Annotated in this window: 15 protein-coding genes and 2 tRNA genes; 6 read left to right on the top strand and 11 right to left on the bottom strand. The window is 32.5% G+C overall.

The window, feature by feature from the left end:
• Window positions 1-33 precede the first annotated feature (33 nt).
• Complete coding sequence (locus ACUN3A_RS03690) at window positions 34-975, bottom strand: hypothetical protein (RefSeq protein WP_445550004.1); 942 nt, start codon at window positions 973-975, stop codon at window positions 34-36.
• 102 nt (window positions 976-1,077) lie between these two features.
• On the opposite strand from ACUN3A_RS03690, the gene proS reads away from it, so the two are divergent.
• From proS to rpsT, 4 genes are all read left to right on the top strand, one after another.
• Window positions 1,078-2,556: a proline--tRNA ligase gene (proS, locus tag ACUN3A_RS03685; RefSeq protein WP_445550003.1), complete on the top strand. Its 1,479-nt coding sequence runs from the start codon at window positions 1,078-1,080 to the stop codon at window positions 2,554-2,556.
• 95 nt (window positions 2,557-2,651) lie between these two features.
• Window positions 2,652-2,723 (top strand) — tRNA-Glu (locus tag ACUN3A_RS03680).
• A 51-nt stretch (window positions 2,724-2,774) separates the two neighbouring features.
• A tRNA-Glu gene (locus ACUN3A_RS03675) sits at window positions 2,775-2,846 on the top strand.
• A 155-nt stretch (window positions 2,847-3,001) separates the two neighbouring features.
• On the top strand, window positions 3,002-3,253 hold the full coding sequence (rpsT, locus tag ACUN3A_RS03670) for a 30S ribosomal protein S20 (protein WP_115846807.1): 252 nt from the start codon (window positions 3,002-3,004) through the stop codon (window positions 3,251-3,253).
• A 70-nt stretch (window positions 3,254-3,323) separates the two neighbouring features.
• On the opposite strand, the gene ACUN3A_RS03665 is transcribed toward rpsT, so the two are convergent.
• Window positions 3,324-3,713 carry a response regulator gene (locus ACUN3A_RS03665; protein WP_445550002.1) on the bottom strand — a complete coding sequence of 130 codons (390 nt, stop codon included), beginning with the start codon at window positions 3,711-3,713 and terminating at the stop codon, window positions 3,324-3,326.
• 1 nt (window position 3,714) lies between these two features.
• A complete protein-coding gene (locus ACUN3A_RS03660) occupies window positions 3,715-5,427 on the bottom strand; it encodes a PAS domain-containing sensor histidine kinase (protein WP_445550001.1) in 1,713 nt (570 codons plus the stop codon).
• 174 nt (window positions 5,428-5,601) lie between these two features.
• On the opposite strand from ACUN3A_RS03660, the gene typA reads away from it, so the two are divergent.
• Window positions 5,602-7,398 carry a translational GTPase TypA gene (gene typA, locus ACUN3A_RS03655; protein ID WP_445550000.1) on the top strand — a complete coding sequence of 599 codons (1,797 nt, stop codon included), beginning with the start codon at window positions 5,602-5,604 and terminating at the stop codon, window positions 7,396-7,398.
• Between the two features lie 140 nt (window positions 7,399-7,538).
• On the opposite strand, the gene ACUN3A_RS03650 is transcribed toward typA, so the two are convergent.
• The 4 genes from ACUN3A_RS03650 to ACUN3A_RS03635 form a co-directional block, all read right to left on the bottom strand.
• A complete protein-coding gene (locus tag ACUN3A_RS03650; protein ID WP_445549999.1) occupies window positions 7,539-11,984 on the bottom strand; it encodes a T9SS type B sorting domain-containing protein in 4,446 nt (1,481 codons plus the stop codon).
• A 20-nt stretch (window positions 11,985-12,004) separates the two neighbouring features.
• Window positions 12,005-14,344 carry a choice-of-anchor L domain-containing protein gene (locus ACUN3A_RS03645; protein ID WP_445549998.1) on the bottom strand — a complete coding sequence of 780 codons (2,340 nt, stop codon included), beginning with the start codon at window positions 14,342-14,344 and terminating at the stop codon, window positions 12,005-12,007.
• 14 nt (window positions 14,345-14,358) lie between these two features.
• The gene (locus tag ACUN3A_RS03640; protein ID WP_445549997.1) at window positions 14,359-15,195 is read right to left on the bottom strand and encodes an ABC transporter permease; all 837 of its coding nucleotides are present in this window, start codon (window positions 15,193-15,195) and stop codon (window positions 14,359-14,361) included.
• 93 nt (window positions 15,196-15,288) lie between these two features.
• Window positions 15,289-16,185 carry an ABC transporter ATP-binding protein gene (locus tag ACUN3A_RS03635; protein WP_445549996.1) on the bottom strand — a complete coding sequence of 299 codons (897 nt, stop codon included), beginning with the start codon at window positions 16,183-16,185 and terminating at the stop codon, window positions 15,289-15,291.
• A gap of 180 nt (window positions 16,186-16,365) precedes the next feature.
• Between ACUN3A_RS03635 and ACUN3A_RS03630 the strand changes: the two genes are divergently transcribed.
• On the top strand, window positions 16,366-17,433 hold the full coding sequence (locus ACUN3A_RS03630; protein WP_445549995.1) for a hypothetical protein: 1,068 nt from the start codon (window positions 16,366-16,368) through the stop codon (window positions 17,431-17,433).
• Window positions 17,434-17,440: 7 nt separating this feature from the next.
• Here the strand turns inward: ACUN3A_RS03630 and ACUN3A_RS03625 are convergent, their stop codons facing one another.
• The 4 genes from ACUN3A_RS03625 to ACUN3A_RS03610 form a co-directional block, all read right to left on the bottom strand.
• Window positions 17,441-17,683, bottom strand: coding sequence for a hypothetical protein (locus ACUN3A_RS03625; protein ID WP_445549994.1), 243 nt, complete (start codon window positions 17,681-17,683; stop codon window positions 17,441-17,443).
• 243 nt (window positions 17,684-17,926) lie between these two features.
• Window positions 17,927-18,985, bottom strand: coding sequence for a nucleoid-associated protein (locus ACUN3A_RS03620; protein ID WP_445549993.1), 1,059 nt, complete (start codon window positions 18,983-18,985; stop codon window positions 17,927-17,929).
• A gap of 138 nt (window positions 18,986-19,123) precedes the next feature.
• On the bottom strand, window positions 19,124-19,345 hold the full coding sequence (locus tag ACUN3A_RS03615) for a four helix bundle protein (RefSeq protein WP_445549992.1): 222 nt from the start codon (window positions 19,343-19,345) through the stop codon (window positions 19,124-19,126).
• 168 nt (window positions 19,346-19,513) lie between these two features.
• Window positions 19,514-20,056, bottom strand: a complete 543-nt coding sequence (locus ACUN3A_RS03610) for an IS1096 element passenger TnpR family protein (RefSeq protein ID WP_445549991.1) — start codon at window positions 20,054-20,056, stop codon at window positions 19,514-19,516.
• Between the last annotated feature and the right edge of the window lie 98 nt (window positions 20,057-20,154).

Genomic DNA, 20,154 nt, shown 5'->3' with positions numbered 1-20,154 from the left:
CTTTAGTTTGGTTAATTTCTTGTTTAGAGTTTTTTATCTTCTTCCGCCGCCGCTAGATGTTCTTCCGCCTCCACCGCCTCCAGACATTCCTCCACCAGACATGCTGCTACCGCTGCTTCTATAAGAACTGCTGCTTGGAGTGTAGCTTGATCTTTGGTAGTTTTGAGTTGGAGTTGTAGTTGTTCTGGTTGGTGTGTAATTATTATTGTAGTTACTACTTCTAGAAGATTGACTTTGTTGGGTGTAGTTTCTAGAGGTTGTAGTAGAATTACTATTTCTGTTTGTGAAAGTAGGAGCTGTTCTATTTACAATATTATTAGTACTATTTCTGCGGGTTGTACTGCTGTTATTGTAGGTGTTATTTCTGCTAGTGGTACTATATCTATTATATGGTGTAGCTCTATTTGTGTAACCACCTCCATAAGCTGATCCTCGTCGGCTATAATTATAAGCATAAGGAGTAGCTACAGGGTAACCATATCCATATACTGGGTATCCGTATCCGGGATAGCCCCAACCATAGCTTGGATAACCCCAACCGTAATATGGATATCCATAGCCGTAACCGTAATAAGGATATCCCCAGCCAAATCCCATGGACCAATAACTATCATTATAAACTGTTACTGTTGTTTCTTGAGGAGAACTTCCCCATGAAGCATATCCAGTAGATGGTGCTTGTATAGAATCGTTTTCTGGATTGTAGTTGCTACCGTAGCTATTTACATCAGTAAATATTTCGCCAGAACTTCCAGTAGTGTTTTGTAGTGAGTTAAAATAGCCTTTGTATTGTACGGAAGCAGCTGTAGGCTGACTGTTGTTTACAACATTTTTCTCGCTATTTGTACTGTAAATACCGTCGCTATCGTAATAAGAGCTGTTTTGATAAGAGCTACAAGATGTTATTATCAAACCTAAAAATCCAATTAAGATACAAAGTGGTGTTTTCCGTGTAATTAATGCATTTGTTTTCATATCGGTGGATTATTTTATTGTTGGTCAATACAAAATTAGTTAGTTTTGCGTAATTATTTAGTTAAATTATTCAGAAACAAATATTATGCCAAATTATTCAAAATGAGCAAGAACCTTACAACAAGAGCAGAAGATTATTCAAAATGGTACAATGAGTTGGTTGTTAAGGCCGATCTAGCAGAAAATTCAGGAGTTAGAGGTTGTATGGTTATTAAACCTTATGGTTATGCTATATGGGAAAAAATGCAAGCTGAACTCGATAGAATGTTTAAAGAAACGGGACACCAAAATGCTTATTTTCCTTTATTTGTTCCCAAAAGTATGTTTGAGGCAGAAGAGAAAAATGCAGAAGGATTTGCAAAAGAATGTGCTATCGTAACTCATTATAGATTAAAGAATGATCCTGATAAACCAGGAAAATTAATGGTAGATCCAAATGCGAAATTAGAAGAGGAATTAATTGTTCGTCCTACCAGTGAAGCTATTATTTGGTCTACTTATAAAGGATGGGTACAATCTTATAGAGATTTACCTTTATTAATTAATCAATGGGCCAATGTGGTGCGTTGGGAAATGAGAACTAGATTGTTTTTAAGAACAGCTGAGTTTTTATGGCAAGAAGGGCATACAGCACATGCAACTAAAGTAGAGGCAATAGAGGAATCAGAGAAAATGATGAATGTGTATGCTGATTTCGTGGAGAATTTTATGGCTATTCCAGTTATAAAAGGATTGAAAACAGAAACAGAACGTTTTGCAGGTGCGGATGAAACGTATTGTATTGAAGCCTTGATGCAGGATGGTAAAGCCTTGCAAGCAGGAACTTCGCATTTCTTAGGACAAAATTTTGCTAAAGCTTTTGATGTGAAGTTTGCTAATGCCGAAGGTAAGCAAGAGCATGTTTGGGGAACTTCTTGGGGGGTTTCTACTCGATTGATGGGGGCGTTAGTAATGACTCACTCTGATGATCAGGGATTAGTGTTGCCGCCTAATTTAGCTCCGATACAAGTTGTTATTGTTCCTATATATAAGAGTGATGAACAATTGGATGCAATTTCGGCTGAAGTAGATGTTTTGGTTAAAGCGTTGAGAAAATTAAATATCTCGGTAAAATTTGATAATAGAACAACTCAGAAACCAGGATTTAAATTTGCTGAATGGGAATTAAAAGGAGTTCCAGTTCGAATTGCTGTTGGTCCAAAAGATTTAGAAAACGGAACTTTTGAAGTAGCAAGAAGAGATACTTTGACAAAAGAAACAGTTTCGAAAGACGGAATCACAACTTACATCAGTGATTTATTGGAGCAAATTCAAAAAGATTTATTTGAAAAAGCATTAAATTATAGAAATACTCATATTACTGAAGTAAATAGTTTTGATGAGTTTAAGACTGTTTTAGATGGTGAAGGAGGCTTTGTTTCAGCACATTGGGATGGAACTGCGGCTACTGAAGAAAAGATCAAAGAATTGACAAAAGCTACGATAAGATGTATTCCTTTGGATAGAGTAGAACAGGCGGGAAGCTGTGTGTTTACTGGGAATCCTTCTGTTGGAAGAGTGCTTTTTGCTAAAGCATATTAAAAAAATAAAAAAAAAATTGTTTAGCTATTGCACAAACAAAAAATAGTTGTATTTTTGCATCCGCATTACAGAAGTAGTGCTGTTGCTAAAACAACGGTCCGTTCGTCTATCGGTTAGGACGCCAGGTTTTCATCCTGGTAAGGGGGGTTCGATTCCCCCACGGACTACAAAAGAATTTAGATTAAAAAAAAGTTCTTAGAATAAAAAAAAAGATTAATGGTCCGTTCGTCTATCGGTTAGGACGCCAGGTTTTCATCCTGGTAAGGGGGGTTCGATTCCCCCACGGACTACAAAATTAGTTGTAAATTAGTTTTATAAAACATTAAGTTCAGTGTCTCGAAGTTATGTTTTATTAGTTAAAACCAAAGTGATTACTATAATAATTGTGGGAGGTTTTTCTTTTTTAACTAAGTATTAATAACCTTACAATTAAATTAAAAAGAAAATGGCAAATCATAAGTCAGCTTTAAAAAGAATTAGAAGCAACGAAAAAAGAAGAGTATTAAATAGATACCAACATAAAACTACTCGTAATGCAATTAAAGCATTAAGATTAGCTACTGACAAAGCAGATGCTTCTGCAAAATTATCAACAGTAATTTCTATGATTGATAAATTAGCTAAGAAAAACATCATTCATGATAACAAAGCTTCTAACTTGAAGTCTAAGTTAACTAAACATGTTGCTAAATTGTAACTAATAAGATTTATATAAAAAAGCTCCTTGAAAAAGGAGCTTTTTTTATGCTTTAATTTTACTTCAAAAATTAAATCTTAGACTTTAAATAATCTAACATTTCAACTGTAATAGGTTTTGATAGGAATTCAATAACATTGTCGTAAGATTTAGCTTTTGTAATGTCATCAGGATCTATAGTGGAAGTCAAAATGATAACTTTAGTATTGTTTGAATGATAATAATTAGAGTTGTTAAATAGATCAAGAAATTCCCAGCCTCCCATTATGGGCATATTTAAGTCTAAAAAAAGTAATTGTGGCTTTGTGTCTTCATTTGTGAGATTGTTGATAAACGTAATGGCTTCCTGGCCATTGGAGGAGCATATTATTTCTTTTGCGAAAGAAGCTTTTTGTGCTACTTTTTTAAATAACATTAATGTAATTGGGTCATCGTCGATACACATGATTAATTCTAACATGTTATAAAGATTTAAATGTTAATATGAATTCAGTTCCTTTATTAACTTCGCTATTAATGCTTATTGTGCCTCCCATAGTTTCTATTTGAGATTTGACTAAAAACAAGCCTAATCCCTTACTTTCTGGGTAATTGTGGAATCTTTGATAGAGTCCGAATATTTTATTTTGGTGTCTTTCTAGGTCAATCCCAATACCGTTGTCTTTGAAATTGATTGAAATTATTTGATCTGTTTGTGAAAGGGTGATATTAATAACTAACTGTTTGTTTGTTGATCTGTATCTGAGGGAATTAGTAAATAGGTTTAATAGGATGCTTTCAAGATAAGATTTGTTGGTATTTATTTTCTCTACATTTCCAAAGTCAATGTTTAACTCAGGTTTTATAGCTTCGATTTTTATTATTAGCTGGTTAAGAACATTTTTAAAAATATCTTGTATTTGTAATTCTTCATTATGTATGTAAGGATTATCCTTTATGGTAATTACTTTGGCTAGATCATTAATAGTTTCATTCAATAAACTTGTAGATGTTTTAAAACCACTTATGATTTCTTTTAAATCCTCGTCTTTAATTGTAACATCGTCTACCAAATTTAATAGACCTGTTAAATTTGATAATGGAGCTCTTAGGTTATGTGATGTGATATAGGAAAATTGTTTTAAATCTTTGTTGTTGCGAGTTAGCTCTTGGATAAGTATTTCTTTTTCTTTTTCTAGTTTTTTCTCTTCTGTTATGTCTCTTTGTATAGAAATCCAGTGAGATAAGTTGTGGTCTAGGTTGTAAACGGGTATAAATGATAGTCTTACCCAGTATTCTGAGTAATCTTTTTTGTAAAGTATAATTTCTGAAAAACATTCAGATCTGTTTTTTATAGCTTGTATTATTTTTTTAATTTCTTTAGTTTCAGAATTTTCTCCCATGAAAAAAATGAGTGATTTTCCTATGATTTCAGCGTGATCATAGCCAGACATTTTGCTGAAAGCGGGATTGGCAAAAACTATCTTTGGAATTGGGTATTCGTCAGAAGTGGCTTGAGTGATAATAATAGAGTCTCTTGCTTCTGTAAAAACAGTTTCAAGCAGTTTTAGTCTGTTTTCTTCTTCTTTTTGCTTGGTAATATCTTGAATGGCTCCAATCATTCGAATAGCTTTGTCATTTTTATCTTTTAAAATAAAACCTCTGTCAAGTACATATTTATAGGTTCCGTCTGCGCATTTAAAGCGGTATTGATCTTGCCATTTTTCTGTCTTTTGTTCAAGAAAAGAATATAGTTTGATGGACATTTTTATGCTGTCTTCTGGATGTATATTGTCGAACCACCATTTAGAATTATTGCTTATTTGATCTTGCTTGTAGCCGTATATTCCTTTGATTCCTTTGTTCCAGGTGAGTTTGTCTTCGGGTATCTTCCAGTCCCAGATGGTGTCACTAGTTGCTTTTGCAACGATATCGTATTTTTCTTTGGACTCTTTTAACTTGTCGTTTGTACTTTTAAGGTTATTGTAGATTTCAGTATTTCTTTTGTCATTTTTGGATAAAATGTATCTAAAGAGAAGACCTGTGATTATAATGAAAAGAATGTCTTTGATAAAACTAAAATTGTAAGCATTTAAATTAGACGGATACATTTTTAAGAATTTAAAGCTAATGATAGCAATAAATAATGCTGAAAGAATGTAAACTAGGGTTATTTGATCGCTTTTATTTTTCATTAATTCAAATATAATTATTTAATAGTAAAGTTAAGAAAAGTAATATGAATTAATTTTGAAATTATAGATTAAGTAAGTTTATAATTATCTATGTGTAAACAAAATAGCAAAGTATTGCATAAAGATTTTTTATATCAAAATAAAGTGTACCTTTGCACCCATTAAAAATCACAGATGGAAGCTATTAGAAACATTGCAATTATTGCCCACGTCGATCACGGTAAAACAACTTTGGTTGATAAAATTATGTATCACTGTCAGTTATTTCGTGACAACGAGAACACAGGTGACTTAATCCTTGATAACAACGACCTAGAGCGTGAAAGAGGTATTACTATTACTTCAAAGAATGTTTCGGTTCAATATAAAGGTACAAAAATTAATATTATTGATACTCCTGGTCACGCCGATTTTGGTGGTGAGGTAGAGCGTGTTTTGAACATGGCTGATGGTGTTTGTCTTTTGGTAGATGCTTTTGAAGGTCCTATGCCACAAACTCGTTTTGTATTACAAAAAGCTATTGATTTAGGATTAAAGCCATGTGTTGTAATCAATAAAGTAGATAAAGAAAACTGTACTCCTGAAGAAGTTCACGAAAAAGTTTTTGACTTAATGTTTGAATTAGGTGCTCAAGAATGGCAGTTGGATTTTCCAACCGTTTATGGTTCAGCTAAAAATAACTGGATGTCAGATCATTGGGAAAACGTAACTGATAATGTTGAAGCATTATTGGATATGGTTGTTGAAAATGTGCCAGCTCCTAAAGTATCTGAAGGAACTCCACAAATGTTGATTACTTCTTTAGATTTCTCTGCATTTACTGGTCGTATTGCTATTGGTCGTTTAGAAAGAGGAGTTTTGAATGAAGGTATGCCAATTTCGCTTGTAAAAAGAGATGGTACTATCACTAAATCACGTATTAAGGAACTTCATACTTTTGAAGGACTTGGTCGTAAAAAAGTACCGCAAGTAATCGCTGGAGATATTTGTGCTATTATTGGAGTTGAAGGATTTGAAATTGGAGATACTATCGCTGATCATGAAAATCCAGAAGCTTTAAAAACTATTGATATCGACGAGCCTACTATGAGTATGTTGTTTACAATTAATGACTCTCCTTTCTTTGGTAAAGAGGGTAAATTTGTAACTTCTCGTCATATTAGAGAGCGTTTGACAAAAGAATTAGAGAAAAACTTAGCAATGAAATTGGGTGAAACTGATTCAGCTGATAAGTTTATGGTTTTTGGTCGTGGTGTACTTCACTTGTCTGTTCTTATTGAAACAATGAGAAGAGAAGGTTACGAATTGCAAATCGGTCAACCACAAGTTATCATCAAAGAAATTGACGGTAAAAAATGTGAGCCAATTGAGGAATTGACAATTGATTTACCAGAAACTCTTTCAGGTAGAGCGGTTGAGTTCGTTACTATGCGTAAAGGTGAAATGTTGAGTATGGAAACTAAAGGTGACCGTATGATTGTAAAATTTAATATTCCATCACGTGGAATTATTGGATTGCGTAATCAATTGCTTACTGCTACTGCTGGTGAGGCTATTATGGCACACCGTTTTATAGGATACGAACCTTACAAAGGAGAAATTGCTGGACGTAACAAAGGTTCATTGATTTCTATGGAAAAAGGAAAAGCTATTCCTTATTCTATCGATAAATTACAAGATCGTGGTAAGTTTTTCGTTGAGCCAAATGCTGAAATTTACGAAGGTCAGGTAATTGGAGAAAACTCTCGTGGTGATGATATGTGTGTAAACGTAACCAAAGAGAAAAAACAATCTAACGTGCGTTCTTCTGGAAATGATGAAAAAGCGAGAATTATTCCTCCGATCATTTTCTCTCTTGAAGAAGCTTTAGAATACATTCAAAAAGATGAATATGTAGAGGTTACTCCAAAATCTATTCGTTTGAGAAAAATCTATTTGACAGAAACTGATAGAAAAAGATTTAAAATCTAATTCTGTTTATTTTATATTAGAAAACCCATTCATTAATTTGAATGGGTTTTTTGTTTTTTGAGTGTTTCCTCATTTTTTTATGTGAACGTTAATTAAGAAAAACTTTAGATAAAAGTAATTGATGCTACACGACTCAATTTTTATCTTTTTAAAGTGAAATGCCCTTTGGCTTCACGTCCATCTTCTAGTTTTATAGTATACCAATAATCATCGGCGGGCATTGGATTACCTATATAGTTACCGTCCCAGCCATTGCCTGAAGCAATAACTTGTTTAAGCAGTTTACCATATCTATCGTAAATGAAAATTTGTGTTTGAGAATTGAGCGTTTCATTAGCTCCTTTGATATTCCAATAATCATTATAGCCATCATTATTTGGAGTGAAAAATTTAGGGATTCCGAGTACTGCTATGGTTTTTTTAAGCGTTCCGCATCCGTTTTTATCATTCACATAGAGGTCATGAATTCCAGGTGATACGTTTTCAAAGAAATTGGAGTCTTGAAAAGGACCATCGGGTAAATCAATGCTGTATTCGTAATTTCCTGATCCAAAAACATTTGCTGTTACGGTATTTGAATCGGATAAATCAGAAATGGATATCGAGGTTAAATGAGCAATATCAGAAGCGGTAACAGTAATATTTCGGGTTCTGTCACATCCTTTTGGAGTGGATACTGTTACAGAGTAATTCCCTTCTTTGTTAATGTCAAGAGAATAATCGTTTTCGTTTGGTATTAATATGCCATCTTTTTTCCAAACATAATTGTAATTTTCGATGGGAGTATTGTCTAAAATTGCAGCATTGAGCGTGATAAAAAAACTTGGTAAATTAAGACATACTATTTCATTATCATTTTGATTCTTGTTAAGATCTATATTCGGTTTTGGGTTTACCACAAGAGTGATGTAAGCTCCTAATCCAAAGCAGGCATTATCTAAATTGCTATCTACTCGTACCCAAATTTCTTGTTGGTTTGGTATTGTATTTCTATAATTGGTAGGGTTTTGAATCGTATTGATTTCTGCTAAAGCATCAGCTTCATTGACATAGAATTTGATACTATAATTTGAAGAAGGGGAAGGTAGTAAGTTTTGTATGTCTGTAGTTACTGAACTAAAATTGAATGTAGCTATACCATCTTTGTCATCATTTGCATTATCAATAAAATCGTCGCAAACTTCAATAGTTCTTTTGAAAGAAGAACTGATTTGTGTGGTAGATACAATTAGTTTTAATTGAGCAACAGTAAAACAACCGTTAGAATTTTCTGCTCTTGTCCAAATAATACTATTGCTTGGACTTGTAAAAGCAGTTGGGTTTGTAATGAGTGTTGCAGCATCCTTTGTATTGGCACCTAATTGAGTAGTGTAATAGGTAAAGGTTTCGTTGGTATAATTAGCAGAAATAAAACTATTTTTTTCGGTTACATTAAAATTTGAAATTCCATCGGTATCATCATCACATTGTACTATTGTAATTGGAGAATTTAATATAGGCAAAGAAAGGACAGTAAGTGTTGCCACTTCGGAGGTTAATCCACAAGAATTATTGGCCTTGTTTAATAAAATGCGGTATTGATAACCATTCATCGCAGGAACCACTTTTGTAATTGCTAATGATCCGGTATTAGTTCCAGAATAAGTTGCATTATTTGTTAGAGTTGTCCAATTGTTTCCTCCATTAATTGAAAGTTGCCATTGAGAAGTATCGGCATTAGATTCAATTATAAAAGTTGCATTCTGTAAATCGCAAATTCCTTGGCTTTGTGGTTGTTTAGTTACAAGAATTGGAACGGCTATTTTGTAATTTGGATTTGGAGTTATTATATAGACATTTGTAGCACTGATTACGATTCCATTTGAATTTACGACAACAGGATTATTTCCTAGTTGACCATCAAAATTAGGGTCCGGAAAACCAGCTTCTATTACGTCATTGCATATATCGTTATCACTATCTAGTTCAGTTTGGTTTTTTATTCCATCGCCATCTGTATCCGCAACAGTGTATTTCAAAATTCCGCTATCTGGACTTGTTTCTAAGTAATCTGCTAGTCCATTGGATCCAAAAGTGGTAGTGTCTATGATTCCATTTTTATCAGCATCTAATGCATTGCTTTCTGATTCAACTAAATCATATATTCCGTCATTATCACTATCTAAATCTAAATAATTAGATATTCCATCATTATCTGTGTCGATTGGATTGCTTGCTGGTTCAAAAATGTTATCCAATCCATCTAGATTGGTGTCGATGTTTGATAGTGGTTTTGGAACGTTTTGATTTTCTATTTGATCTGGAATGCCGTCATTATCGGAGTCTAAATCTAATTGGTCTGGAACGCCATCACCATCACTATCTTTAGGAACACAGGTCGTAATAAGTTTAAAAGTAGCTTTGTTTCCTGTTGCATCAAGTAGGTTTATGTGGGTAATTTTTAATGATTTGGTTTGATAGGATTGAAATGAAAAAGTCCCAGTTCCAGCTGCTAACGGTATGCTTCCATTTAGCCTGAAACGAATTTCGAAGGATGTAAACTGAGTTACGCCACTTTCATAGACCCCATCATAATTAGTGTCAATCAATAATTGATTGGTTGGGTTTAAAACAGTTACGGTTTTATCAATGTCTGAATTAATAATGTATTCGGAATTTATATTCAATAAATCGGTAGGATTTGCTGTTGAAGCATATTCCAAACGTAGGTTTATTGGATTTGCAAAAGTTATATTATAAGCAACAAAATTGCCTTTTCCTGCCAATACTTCGGTCACAAAACTACCATCGGAATTTCCTTGAAATGGAATTGGAGCTGGAGAAGGAGCAGTAATCGTTCCTGAAAAAGAATTAGAATTTACTACACCTGTATTAGGGTTTGAAATATCAATGTTTTGATTCCCATTGGATTCGGTACAGTTTAGTATTCCGTCATTATCGTAATCAATGTCAATATTATCATTGGCAAGATCATTATCATTATTTATTGGACATACACTCACAGGAATTTTATCTGAGTAAATATCGCTAGCACAACCTGAAATACTTCCTCTTACCTGATAAAATCCAGGTTGAGTTGGTGTGTAATTATTGGATATTTCTCCTGGAATTTCAAGATCATCTTTATACCATTTGAAAGTGTCATAAGAAGATAATGTATTTATTTTTAAAGATATATTTGGAATGCAAGAAGAAGTACTAAGATTAATTTTGCTGCTTACAATTTCTGGTTTTAAATCAAAGCCCGAATAATATCCTCCGTAGGTAGCGGCTCCATTAGTTCCAAAATAGGAAACATAAACCTGTTTGCTTGATTTTACAGCAATATTCCCCGATAAATTAGAAACTGTGTATCGCACAAAATTCGGGTTTCCAGTAATAGTAACTGGGGTAGAAGTAATAGGAGTATTGTTTAATGAAACGGTAGCTCCGGATTCGGTAACAATATTTAATATACCATTAAAGGTAGTATCTCCAATGGATTGAATTTGTGGTATATTATCGACAGTATTAGGTGTTGAGCAATTTATTGGTGGAACGAAAAATAAATTTTGATTGGCTGGGTTAGCCGATCCTCCTATGCTTTGATAAGCAAATAAATTTTGGCTTGATGTAATATACATATTACCATCGATGAATTGACTTCCATCTAAGGCTATGTATTCTCCATTATTAAGGGTTGTAAATGGTGTTGAGTTGCCATTAAGAAAAATTTGAGTTTGATCATAATGGGCTACTAGTAAAACACGTTCCAATTCATTAGTTCCAATTGCTTTTACAAAAATATATTCTTTTCCTGTTTTTTCTAAAGAAACTATTTGATCAAAACCGACATCCCTTCCAGTTGGATTTCCCAAATTATTAACAGCTGTACTGTTACTTCCTCCAAACGAACCCGAATTGACCACAACAGGTTTGTCTGACGTCACGAGTGCCCCAATAATTTTTGAACTATTCGAAATGCTACTGCCATCGTTGTAATTTTGTAAAGCCAATACATAACTTTCATTTTTATTGAGAGTAACTGTAATTGGCCCAGTAACAGATGGCCTGTTTAAAAGAGCAGTTCCAAATTGAAGATTTGAAATGACTACTTTGGTTCCGTTTTCAGTTGCAAGTATCGAAGCAAAGTTTAGTAGGGTTGGGTCAAAAAGAGGATTTAGCATGGCACCTAATCTAAATTCCTTTCCAAGTGCGCTATTCCCTTTAGAAACTAATCCGCCTGCATGGTTGTGATTTCCCGCATTTACTCTAATACTCACATAAATCAAATCTTCAGCTTCTACTATGTAGCCTTTATTAGCTATAACTCCAGTTGCTGTTATGGGAGTAAATAATTGAGTATTATCGCCTGTTCCGATGTAATACTCATAGGGATTAGTACTGTTTACCGTACCGTAAATCACATTTCCACCATTGGCTATAATTTTAAAATTTACATTAATAAGACTAGGGGTTGAGATATACAAATATTGGTCTTCGGCTAATCCTGAGGCAGCTACTAACGGAGGGATATAATGAGTTTTGCTAAACTGCGCAAAACAATTTATTGTTAAAAGAATAAAAAATAAATATATTTTTTTCATCAGAGATAAATATTTTAGGGCTATCTTTTTAAAGAGAAATGTCCTTTTATTGTTTTTGTATCTTCGAATGTTATTGTAAACCAATAATCATCAGCAGGTAATTCTTTTCCATCAATACGGCCATTCCAATCACTATTTGTTATGTTTAATTGTTTTAATAATTTTCCATAACGATCAAAGATATTTATATTGAATTTTGGAAGAATGTCCAGATTTTTTATTTTCCAAGTATCATTGTAACCATCATTGTTTGGTGTAAAAAAACGAGGGTAATCGAGTACATAAACTTTAGAAGGTATAGTGCTCCCACAACCATTTTTATCTCTAGCGGTTGCCCAATAGATCCCTGCGTTTAAACCATTGAAAACTGCAGTGTCTTGATAGTTAACTCCGTCTATAGAAAATTCGTAATTTCCATTACCAATATAGGAAATAGAAATCATATTTTCGTCTCCAGCAAAGTTAGTAACTTTTATATCTGTAATTGTTGCTATTCCAGAAGGTTTTATAATAAATTCTTTTGTTTTTTGACAGCCTTTTGGATTCGTAACCGTAACAGAGTATTGTCCAGGTTTTGTAATATTTATGGTATTGGCGTTATCTCCGTTATTCCATGAATAGGAATTATAACCACTCTCGACAGCTAATGTTTTGATAGAATCATCACATAAAAAAGCGTTTGTTTTTTCAAAATTTGGAGGGTCAAAGGTATTGATGATAAGCGTCTCTGGAATGATTTTATAGCAATCAGGACCGTTTACAATTCTGGCATAAATGATTTGTTGGTTTGGAATTGTATTTGTGAATGCATTTGGTAATTGATTCTTTTGAGTAATGGCATCGATTTGAGTTGGGTAATATTCTACCATTAGTCCCGCTGGTAGTCCATTAATTACTTGTGGCGTAACTTTGGCGTTTAAATCAATTTGAGTTATTCCATCTTGTAAATCATCTGTATCACAACTTTCAATCGGATTTTGTGTAGAGATGGTATTGTTAATGTTAGTTACTGCCAAATTTAATTGAGCATATTCGGGACAACCAAATTCATAGCTTACTCGTGCATATAGTGTTTGATTTAGGATGGTATTTTGAAAAGAAGTTGGGTTTAAAATGGGGTTAATTTCTCCTTGTGCATTTGCTAATGAAGTATAATAAGCCAATTTTGTTAGTTTTGGATTATTGTTTTTAATGATGTTATCCATTTTAGTTAAATCGAAAATGGTAATACCGTTACTATCATCATCACATTGGTATAGCGTTGGATTATTTAAAATTATTTGAGGAGCATATTCTATTTTGATTTCGTCCTGAGCAGTACAAACGGATGGAGATAAAACAACTTCAACTTTATAAGTTCCAGCAGCTGTTACATTGAGCGATGGATTTGTTTCTCCTGAAATTTCAATATTATCTTTATACCATTTATAAGAATAAGAAGCAGGAAGTTTGGTATCAATTAGTAAGGTTTCGCCAAAACATAATGGGTTATTACTAGTTGATGTACGATCTGTACCTAAATCTATTTTTGATTTAAAACTACCACCTTCTAGAAAAATAGCAGAATCGAAGTATTCTTCTTTATCATCAGCTATTACTAATTTTATATGATACGTTTTTCCGGCAACAACATCGCTTTGAGCGTTTAATTTAATAGTCTGCCCACTATAGTTTACAGGGCTAGAAGCGGTATTAAATCCATTAAAGTAAGATTGGTTTATTGCTGCACAACCTTGATGGGTAATGTTTTGTGCATCTACAAATGAATTTATAAGAGGGTGAACGTTTTTTGAAGAAACTGGGATGTTAGTTCCTGGAAGAACTGCTAGGTTTTTATAATCATCAGTGCTTCCTTTTTCTTTAATCAAAAATGCAAAACCATCAGAGTATTCACAAGGAAAATAAGCCTGATATTCATTAGACGCAAAAATATAATTGAAACTGATGAAATTGGTTAAGGGTACAAAATCAAATTCAATCATAGTTGCATTAACACTTTTGATACCTAATGCTTTGTCTAAATCGGCATCGCCACCCCATGCACTATTTCCTCCACCATTTTGATTGGCGATATAAGGACCAATTGCACTTTTACTTCTAAAAGTACTTAATATGACCCCTTCACTAAATGGGAAAGCACTGCTTCCAGCATTAAATGATCCATAACTATTTTGACCAGCGGTAAAAGTATCCCCTTTTGCATTTGCACTGGATGCACTCGCACAGCTACTATTTATTAAAACATTATCAACTAATTGTTGTGCTGTTTGTGTATCATTAATATTGATATATTGAGCAGTCGCAACTGTTGTAATGAAATAAATTACTAAAAATAAAATGTTTTTTATACGAATCATCATAGTATACAAATATACTACAAATCTCTGTTTTTTAATATTCTATAGGACAAGAATAAAAAGATGTAAGTCCAAACTAAAACGATAAAAATGGTAGAAAAATGAACACTATAATCTTTAAGATTTTCAACTCCCATTTGAGTTCCAATTGATTTTACAAAAGAAGTCCTAGAGAAAGGTTCAACAATTAAGTTAGACATTGCTTCCAAAGGAAAAAATTGTGTGATGTAGCTTGCAGTTTTTCCTTCTGTAAAAAAACGAAAGGTCAAAATTCCTTTAGCAATTCCTTCAACAATATTCCAAACTAAAAGGAAGCCAAGAGCAAATGCAGATCTTTTTACAAGTATTCCTAAAAATAGACAAAATGAAAAGAAACCAATAAGTTTTACAAAAAAAGCTAGAAGATAGTCTAAATCCGTGAAAATGATACTCAATTCGGTATAAGAGGAAAAACTATAGCCTAAAATTAAGGTCATAATAAAAACAAAAATGGTCGAACAAAGCGAAAAGAATATGATAGTTGCAAATTTTGAGAGTATGAATTCTTTTTTGCTCAAACCATCTATTAGGTTTTGTTTTAACGTGCCATAACTGTATTCATTTGCCATCATTGAAACGATAATGATAGCCAAAAATAGTTTCATAATGGCTGCGATATAGGTGTTAAAATGCCAGATATAGGGAAAATTAAAAATGCCCATTTCGGAAATTTGGAATTTAAGAGGTCCTATATTAAAATTAACAGAGGCTATCAAGGCAATAAAAGAAAGTAGTATAAAGTAAGTCAAAGTCAAAACACGACTGGCTTTGTTTAACCATATTTTTTGTAGTTCTATAGAGAGTAATCGTTTCATTTGAAGATGACTTAGATTGTTAGATTTTTAGATTGTTGGATTTTGATAGACATTGCGATTGATTTTTGCCATTGCCATTGCCATTGAATTTTGCTATTGATTCTTGGTCAACTCTAAAAACTGTTCTTCCAAACTGTTTTTACGTTTAACTAAATGGCTCAAACAAATATTATTAGCAAATAAAAACTGATTCAGTTCCGCTGATTCTAATTTGGATTTTAAATACACTAAAACTTTTGTGTCTGCTACTCTTACTTTATCAATGGCAGGATGATTTTGTAAAACACGAATTAAATTCTCTGTATCATCAGCTTGTATTTCAAAGAATCCTTCATTAGCCGAAACTCCATCAACAGGGCCGGAATAAAGTACTTGTCCTTTTCTTAAAACTAAAACGTGTGTGCATACTTTTTCAACTTCATCTAATAGGTGGGAAGCCAATAAAATGGTTGTTCCTTGGCTCGCAATTTGTTTTATAATATCCCTAATTTGATGAATTCCCTGAGGGTCTAATCCGTTTGTTGGTTCGTCAAGAATCAAAATTTCCGGATCATTGAGTAGAGCAGAAGCAATAGCCAATCGCTGTTTCATCCCCAAAGAGTATGTGCTGAATTTGTTGTCTTTTCTATCATTTAAGCCTACTAATTCTAATTTTTCGGTTATTTTAGAATAATCAATATTTTTTATTTTACAGACTAATTTCAAGTTTTGTTCAGCAGTCATGTAAGGATAAAAGTTAGGTCTTTCAATAATGGCTCCCACTTTTTTCAAGGCTTCATGAGTTTGGAGCTTACCACCAAACCAGCTGTATTCACCAGAAGTTTTGTTAACCACATTAAGAATGATACCCAAAGTGGTAGATTTCCCACTTCCATTAGGACCTAGTAGACCATAAACATTGCCTTTTACTATTTCTAATGAAACATTTTTTAAGGCTTGAAGACCGCCATAACGCTTATTGAGGTTGTGAATTGAAAGAATTGTTTCCAAAGTATATCTTTTTTTAGTGTTGGACGTACTAGATTAGTTTTTGTTACTCTTATAGCTAATTTATTGCATGTCTTATTTCAAAGATATAATTTGTTTGAGTATTTTTTTTATGATTTTAATAAAAGTAATATCTTGAATAAGCAACGCTATTGATGTAAATTTGTGGCAAATCTATTTTAAATGAGCGAAGCACCTTTAATGTTTTTTAAAAAACCATGTTATCCTATTAATAATGCACTTTTGAATTATTTGGAGCGATTTGATTTGGTCTCAAAAGAGCCTATAATATATGATGATCTTTTGCGATTTTCAGGCTCTGTTAGTGTCTTTGATAAAAATGACCAGGACACGTTATGGATTAGAGTGTTTTACAATGAATATGAACGAGAAGAAATCGATTTAAATTTAAAAAAAGTATATTCATTGTTGTATTCCGATGGAAATACGGATATTTTACAATACTTAAATGTCGATGCAATTGACTATTGTACTTTTGGTAATTCGAAGCCCTTTCGAATAAAAGTTAGGAATATCTTAAATGACAACTATACCTATTTTTATGTAAAAAAAGCAGATTCTTCCAGAGTTTACGGATTAGAATTGGAGCATTTATTATCACCGTATAAAATTAATTATTTAGTATTTAAAGATACTTTGATAGAGGAACATATTACCGGAATTCCAGGAGATGTTTTTATGGAAACCTTGCTTGATAAATGTACCGAAACTGAAAAAGCGCAGATAGCCAAAGAATTTGTAAAGTTTAATGAGCGTTGTATGATTCGTTTATTGGGAGATATGAGATCATACAATTATGTAGTTATTCCGATCCATGATTTTGATCAGGTTGTCTATAAAATTAGAGCAATCGATTTTGACCAACAATGTTATGAGGGGAATTTTAAAGTGTATCGTCCTCAATTTTTCAAAGAGAATTATCCTATGATCAAAATTGTTAAGGAAAAACTTCAAGATAGATCGATAGAGCAATACAAAAATGAAGAGCGTGCAGCTCTGGCCAAGCGTATTCACACAGCCGAAAATAGAATTAAGATTCTAATGAAGATCATGGGTAATGACTATATTTCGACAGAAGAAAATCTTACTCAGTTGAAATTGGAATTGTATCGTTATACAAACGATATCAGTTTTAAAAATTCTAAATCAATGGGAAATGTGTTAAGTGCAGCCTTCGAATTTGTCAGCAGAAACTTCAATAATGTCAATTTATTCAAACCCGGATTTTAGCCAAAAATTACAGAGAAGAAAGTTTTTTCCGTGTAAAATGATTCAATAAAGTATCATTTATCTCTTTTAATTCAGGAGTTAATAAACTCTTTTTATCTCGCAAATCATTTGTTAGTTCAACATTACAAACGGTGCATTTGTATTCTTTGAAATGGTTAGTTACATTTCTAGTAGTCACTATTTTGTGTCCAAAAACAGAACATGAAGTTTTTTTATCAGTGAATTTTGACATAAAATCTAAGAAGCTCATAGCGTGGTGTTTATAAATTCGATGCAAACCTATAATAAAATATTTAAGGCGTCAAATAAAACCGATGAAATGCATAATTTTTACTTAAAAGAAGTTTAAATCTTACGTATTAATTTCTCTTTTGTTTTATTTAAATAGTTTTGCGTAGAAAAAAAAGAATCCCCAACTGTCTAAACAGTTGAGGATTATAAAAATATTTTAGTAAGTATTTTGTAAGGATAAATGGTGGTTTATTCTATAATATTACGACTTTTGTTCCTTGTTGAAATATACTAAGTAATAATACATTTGTTTTTCTTCGTCCCAACCTTTTTCAACAAATTTTTCAGCACTTTCGGGATTGATAAAATCCATTTTGATTTGAATGTTAGTATCTAGATTGATTACGTTTTTAATCGATTTTCTAGCATCACTTACAGCAGCATTTGCAATTGGGAAAGAAGTTACATCTTCAATACTGTATTTTTCTCCCTTATCCATTTTGTAATTTTTGAATTCAGGAATCAAATCTGGATTGTCCAGTACTTCATTTAAGAAATTAGTTTCTTCAAATTGATCATTTTTTGCAAAATAATTTACAGAACGATTCATAAACATTACCTCTTCTTTTTTGTCTTCCGCAGGGAAAACAACGTCTTTGGCAAAGTTCTGACAGAATTTCAAGTACTTCTTGGTGATGAAATTTTCATCTTCAAAAGCATCAACTGATAAAAAATGCTCTAACCAGTATCTTGCATCATAACGATTGCTATCAACCGATAGGATTTTGTATCCTTCTTCTTTTTTATAATTGAAAATCAAACAACCTTTATCTAGTTTGTTCAAACTTACACCATGTTGTAAAATCATTTCCAACTGTGTTTCTTTTTCTTCAAATTGCAAAAAGTCAGATTGAATTTCACTTTTGAAAATACCAATAGCATCAACTACATTATTGTCAATACTTAAACCAGTCAAATACGTCACATACACTTCACCATTTTTGATGTGTGGATGGTTTGATTGCTCAAAAAGGTGCTTAGTTATCTTTTTAGAAGCTTCATGTAAACAACCCGGATTTGAGAAAATTTCTGTAGCATATTTAAACATATCATTATAGTCTAAATCTACTTCATGAGCAAATTGAAAATAGTTCTCTTCTTTTTCTTTGAATGATTTAAAGAAAAACTCCTTCATCAAAGGCACAATTTCATCGTTCAATTTAAAAGGTTCTTCCGATAAAAAAAGAGGCTCGTTGCGACTCATGTTTCCTACACGGTGTATAGAAAGCGTTTCAATGTGCGTGTTGTATAAGTTGATCATATTTTCTGAGTTTCTGAGTTTCTTAGTGGCTAAGTTTCTAAGTTTTTTAGTTGCTTTCTTTTATTTTTTTTATGAAAGCAATTAACATTCTTTCTACTTCTCTACTATCCTCATATAAGTTATTAAATTCTTCTTCTTTTAAGAAATGTATGTTTTCGCAATTTCTAATTGTGTCTGCAGTTCAAATAAAGAACCTACCGAAATCTTAAGGAATCTTATAAACTCGTTTTTGCTATCTCTCCCAAAACCTTCGGCAATATTACTTGGAATTGAAATAGCACATCTTCTTAATTGTGATGTTAAGCCGAAAATTTCTTCTTTTGGAAATGTTTTTGTGTTATCATAAATTTTGGTTGTCATAGACATAGCTTTTTGCCAAACCAAAAGTTTTCTAAAGTTGCTCAATTTTTTTAAGTTTCTAAGTTAGTAAGTTTCTAAGCTCCTAAGTTATTATTATTTTTAAATAAAAACTTACAATTTTAAAAACTTAGAATCTTAGCCTCTCAGCAACTTAGCCTCTCAAAAAAATTAATTCCAATTCTCCTCAAAACCATAATCTTCAAAACTATCGTCTCCTTCAAACATATCTAGATCGTCTTCGTCTAAATCGTCTTCAAATTCACCATAGATATCATTGTGCATATCGTCAGCTTCAAAGTTTTTTTCTAAGGCTTCGTCTGGCATTTCACCGTGAGAGAATATAGTTTCTGGGTAGATGTTGCCTACAACTTGTTCTTCAATTGCAGCCAATTCTACAAGAAACGTCCACATATTGATAAAATCGTAAACATATATGATCTTGGTGTTTTGCTCATCTAATATGTCAGATAATTGGTAGTCACTCATGATTTTTTGCTCACCAGGAACGTCACCTGTATCAAACATAGAAATCTCATCTTCCTGATTCCAAGTTTCATCACAAGTGTAGAAAGAAGCTACTTCCATTCCGTCAAAACCAAATGAATTGAAAATAGCATTGTGTAAATCTTCTAAAGTGTCCTCTGCAAGTATTGCTATGTCTCTAAAAATGTCTTCTTCGGCATCTAGAATGACTCTGAATTTATAAACCATAATCTTTGTTTTTATTGAAAGAGCAAATGTAAAGTTTAATTTTAGATTTCAGATTTCAGAATTGGGATTTGTTGAAAAGATTTTGATGGGAGCTGATT

Source organism: Flavobacterium sp. WC2509 (assembly GCF_052683105.1).
This window is presented reverse-complemented; position numbering and strand designations above follow the sequence as displayed.

Coding starts and splice junctions, on each gene's coding strand:
- ACUN3A_RS03690 (WP_445550004.1), bottom strand. CDS start 975: ATGAAAACAAATGCATTAATTACACGGAAAACACCACTTTGTATCTTA.
- rpsT (WP_115846807.1), top strand. CDS start 3,002: ATGGCAAATCATAAGTCAGCTTTAAAAAGAATTAGAAGCAACGAAAAA.
- ACUN3A_RS03660 (WP_445550001.1), bottom strand. CDS start 5,427: ATGAAAAATAAAAGCGATCAAATAACCCTAGTTTACATTCTTTCAGCA.
- ACUN3A_RS03640 (WP_445549997.1), bottom strand. CDS start 15,195: ATGAAACGATTACTCTCTATAGAACTACAAAAAATATGGTTAAACAAA.
- ACUN3A_RS03665 (WP_445550002.1), bottom strand. CDS start 3,713: ATGTTAGAATTAATCATGTGTATCGACGATGACCCAATTACATTAATG.
- proS (WP_445550003.1), top strand. CDS start 1,078: ATGAGCAAGAACCTTACAACAAGAGCAGAAGATTATTCAAAATGGTAC.
- ACUN3A_RS03650 (WP_445549999.1), bottom strand. CDS start 11,984: ATGAAAAAAATATATTTATTTTTTATTCTTTTAACAATAAATTGTTTT.
- ACUN3A_RS03630 (WP_445549995.1), top strand. CDS start 16,366: ATGAGCGAAGCACCTTTAATGTTTTTTAAAAAACCATGTTATCCTATT.
- ACUN3A_RS03625 (WP_445549994.1), bottom strand. CDS start 17,683: ATGAGCTTCTTAGATTTTATGTCAAAATTCACTGATAAAAAAACTTCA.
- ACUN3A_RS03610 (WP_445549991.1), bottom strand. CDS start 20,056: ATGGTTTATAAATTCAGAGTCATTCTAGATGCCGAAGAAGACATTTTT.
- typA (WP_445550000.1), top strand. CDS start 5,602: ATGGAAGCTATTAGAAACATTGCAATTATTGCCCACGTCGATCACGGT.
- ACUN3A_RS03645 (WP_445549998.1), bottom strand. CDS start 14,344: ATGATGATTCGTATAAAAAACATTTTATTTTTAGTAATTTATTTCATT.
- ACUN3A_RS03620 (WP_445549993.1), bottom strand. CDS start 18,985: ATGATCAACTTATACAACACGCACATTGAAACGCTTTCTATACACCGT.
- ACUN3A_RS03615 (WP_445549992.1), bottom strand. CDS start 19,345: ATGACAACCAAAATTTATGATAACACAAAAACATTTCCAAAAGAAGAA.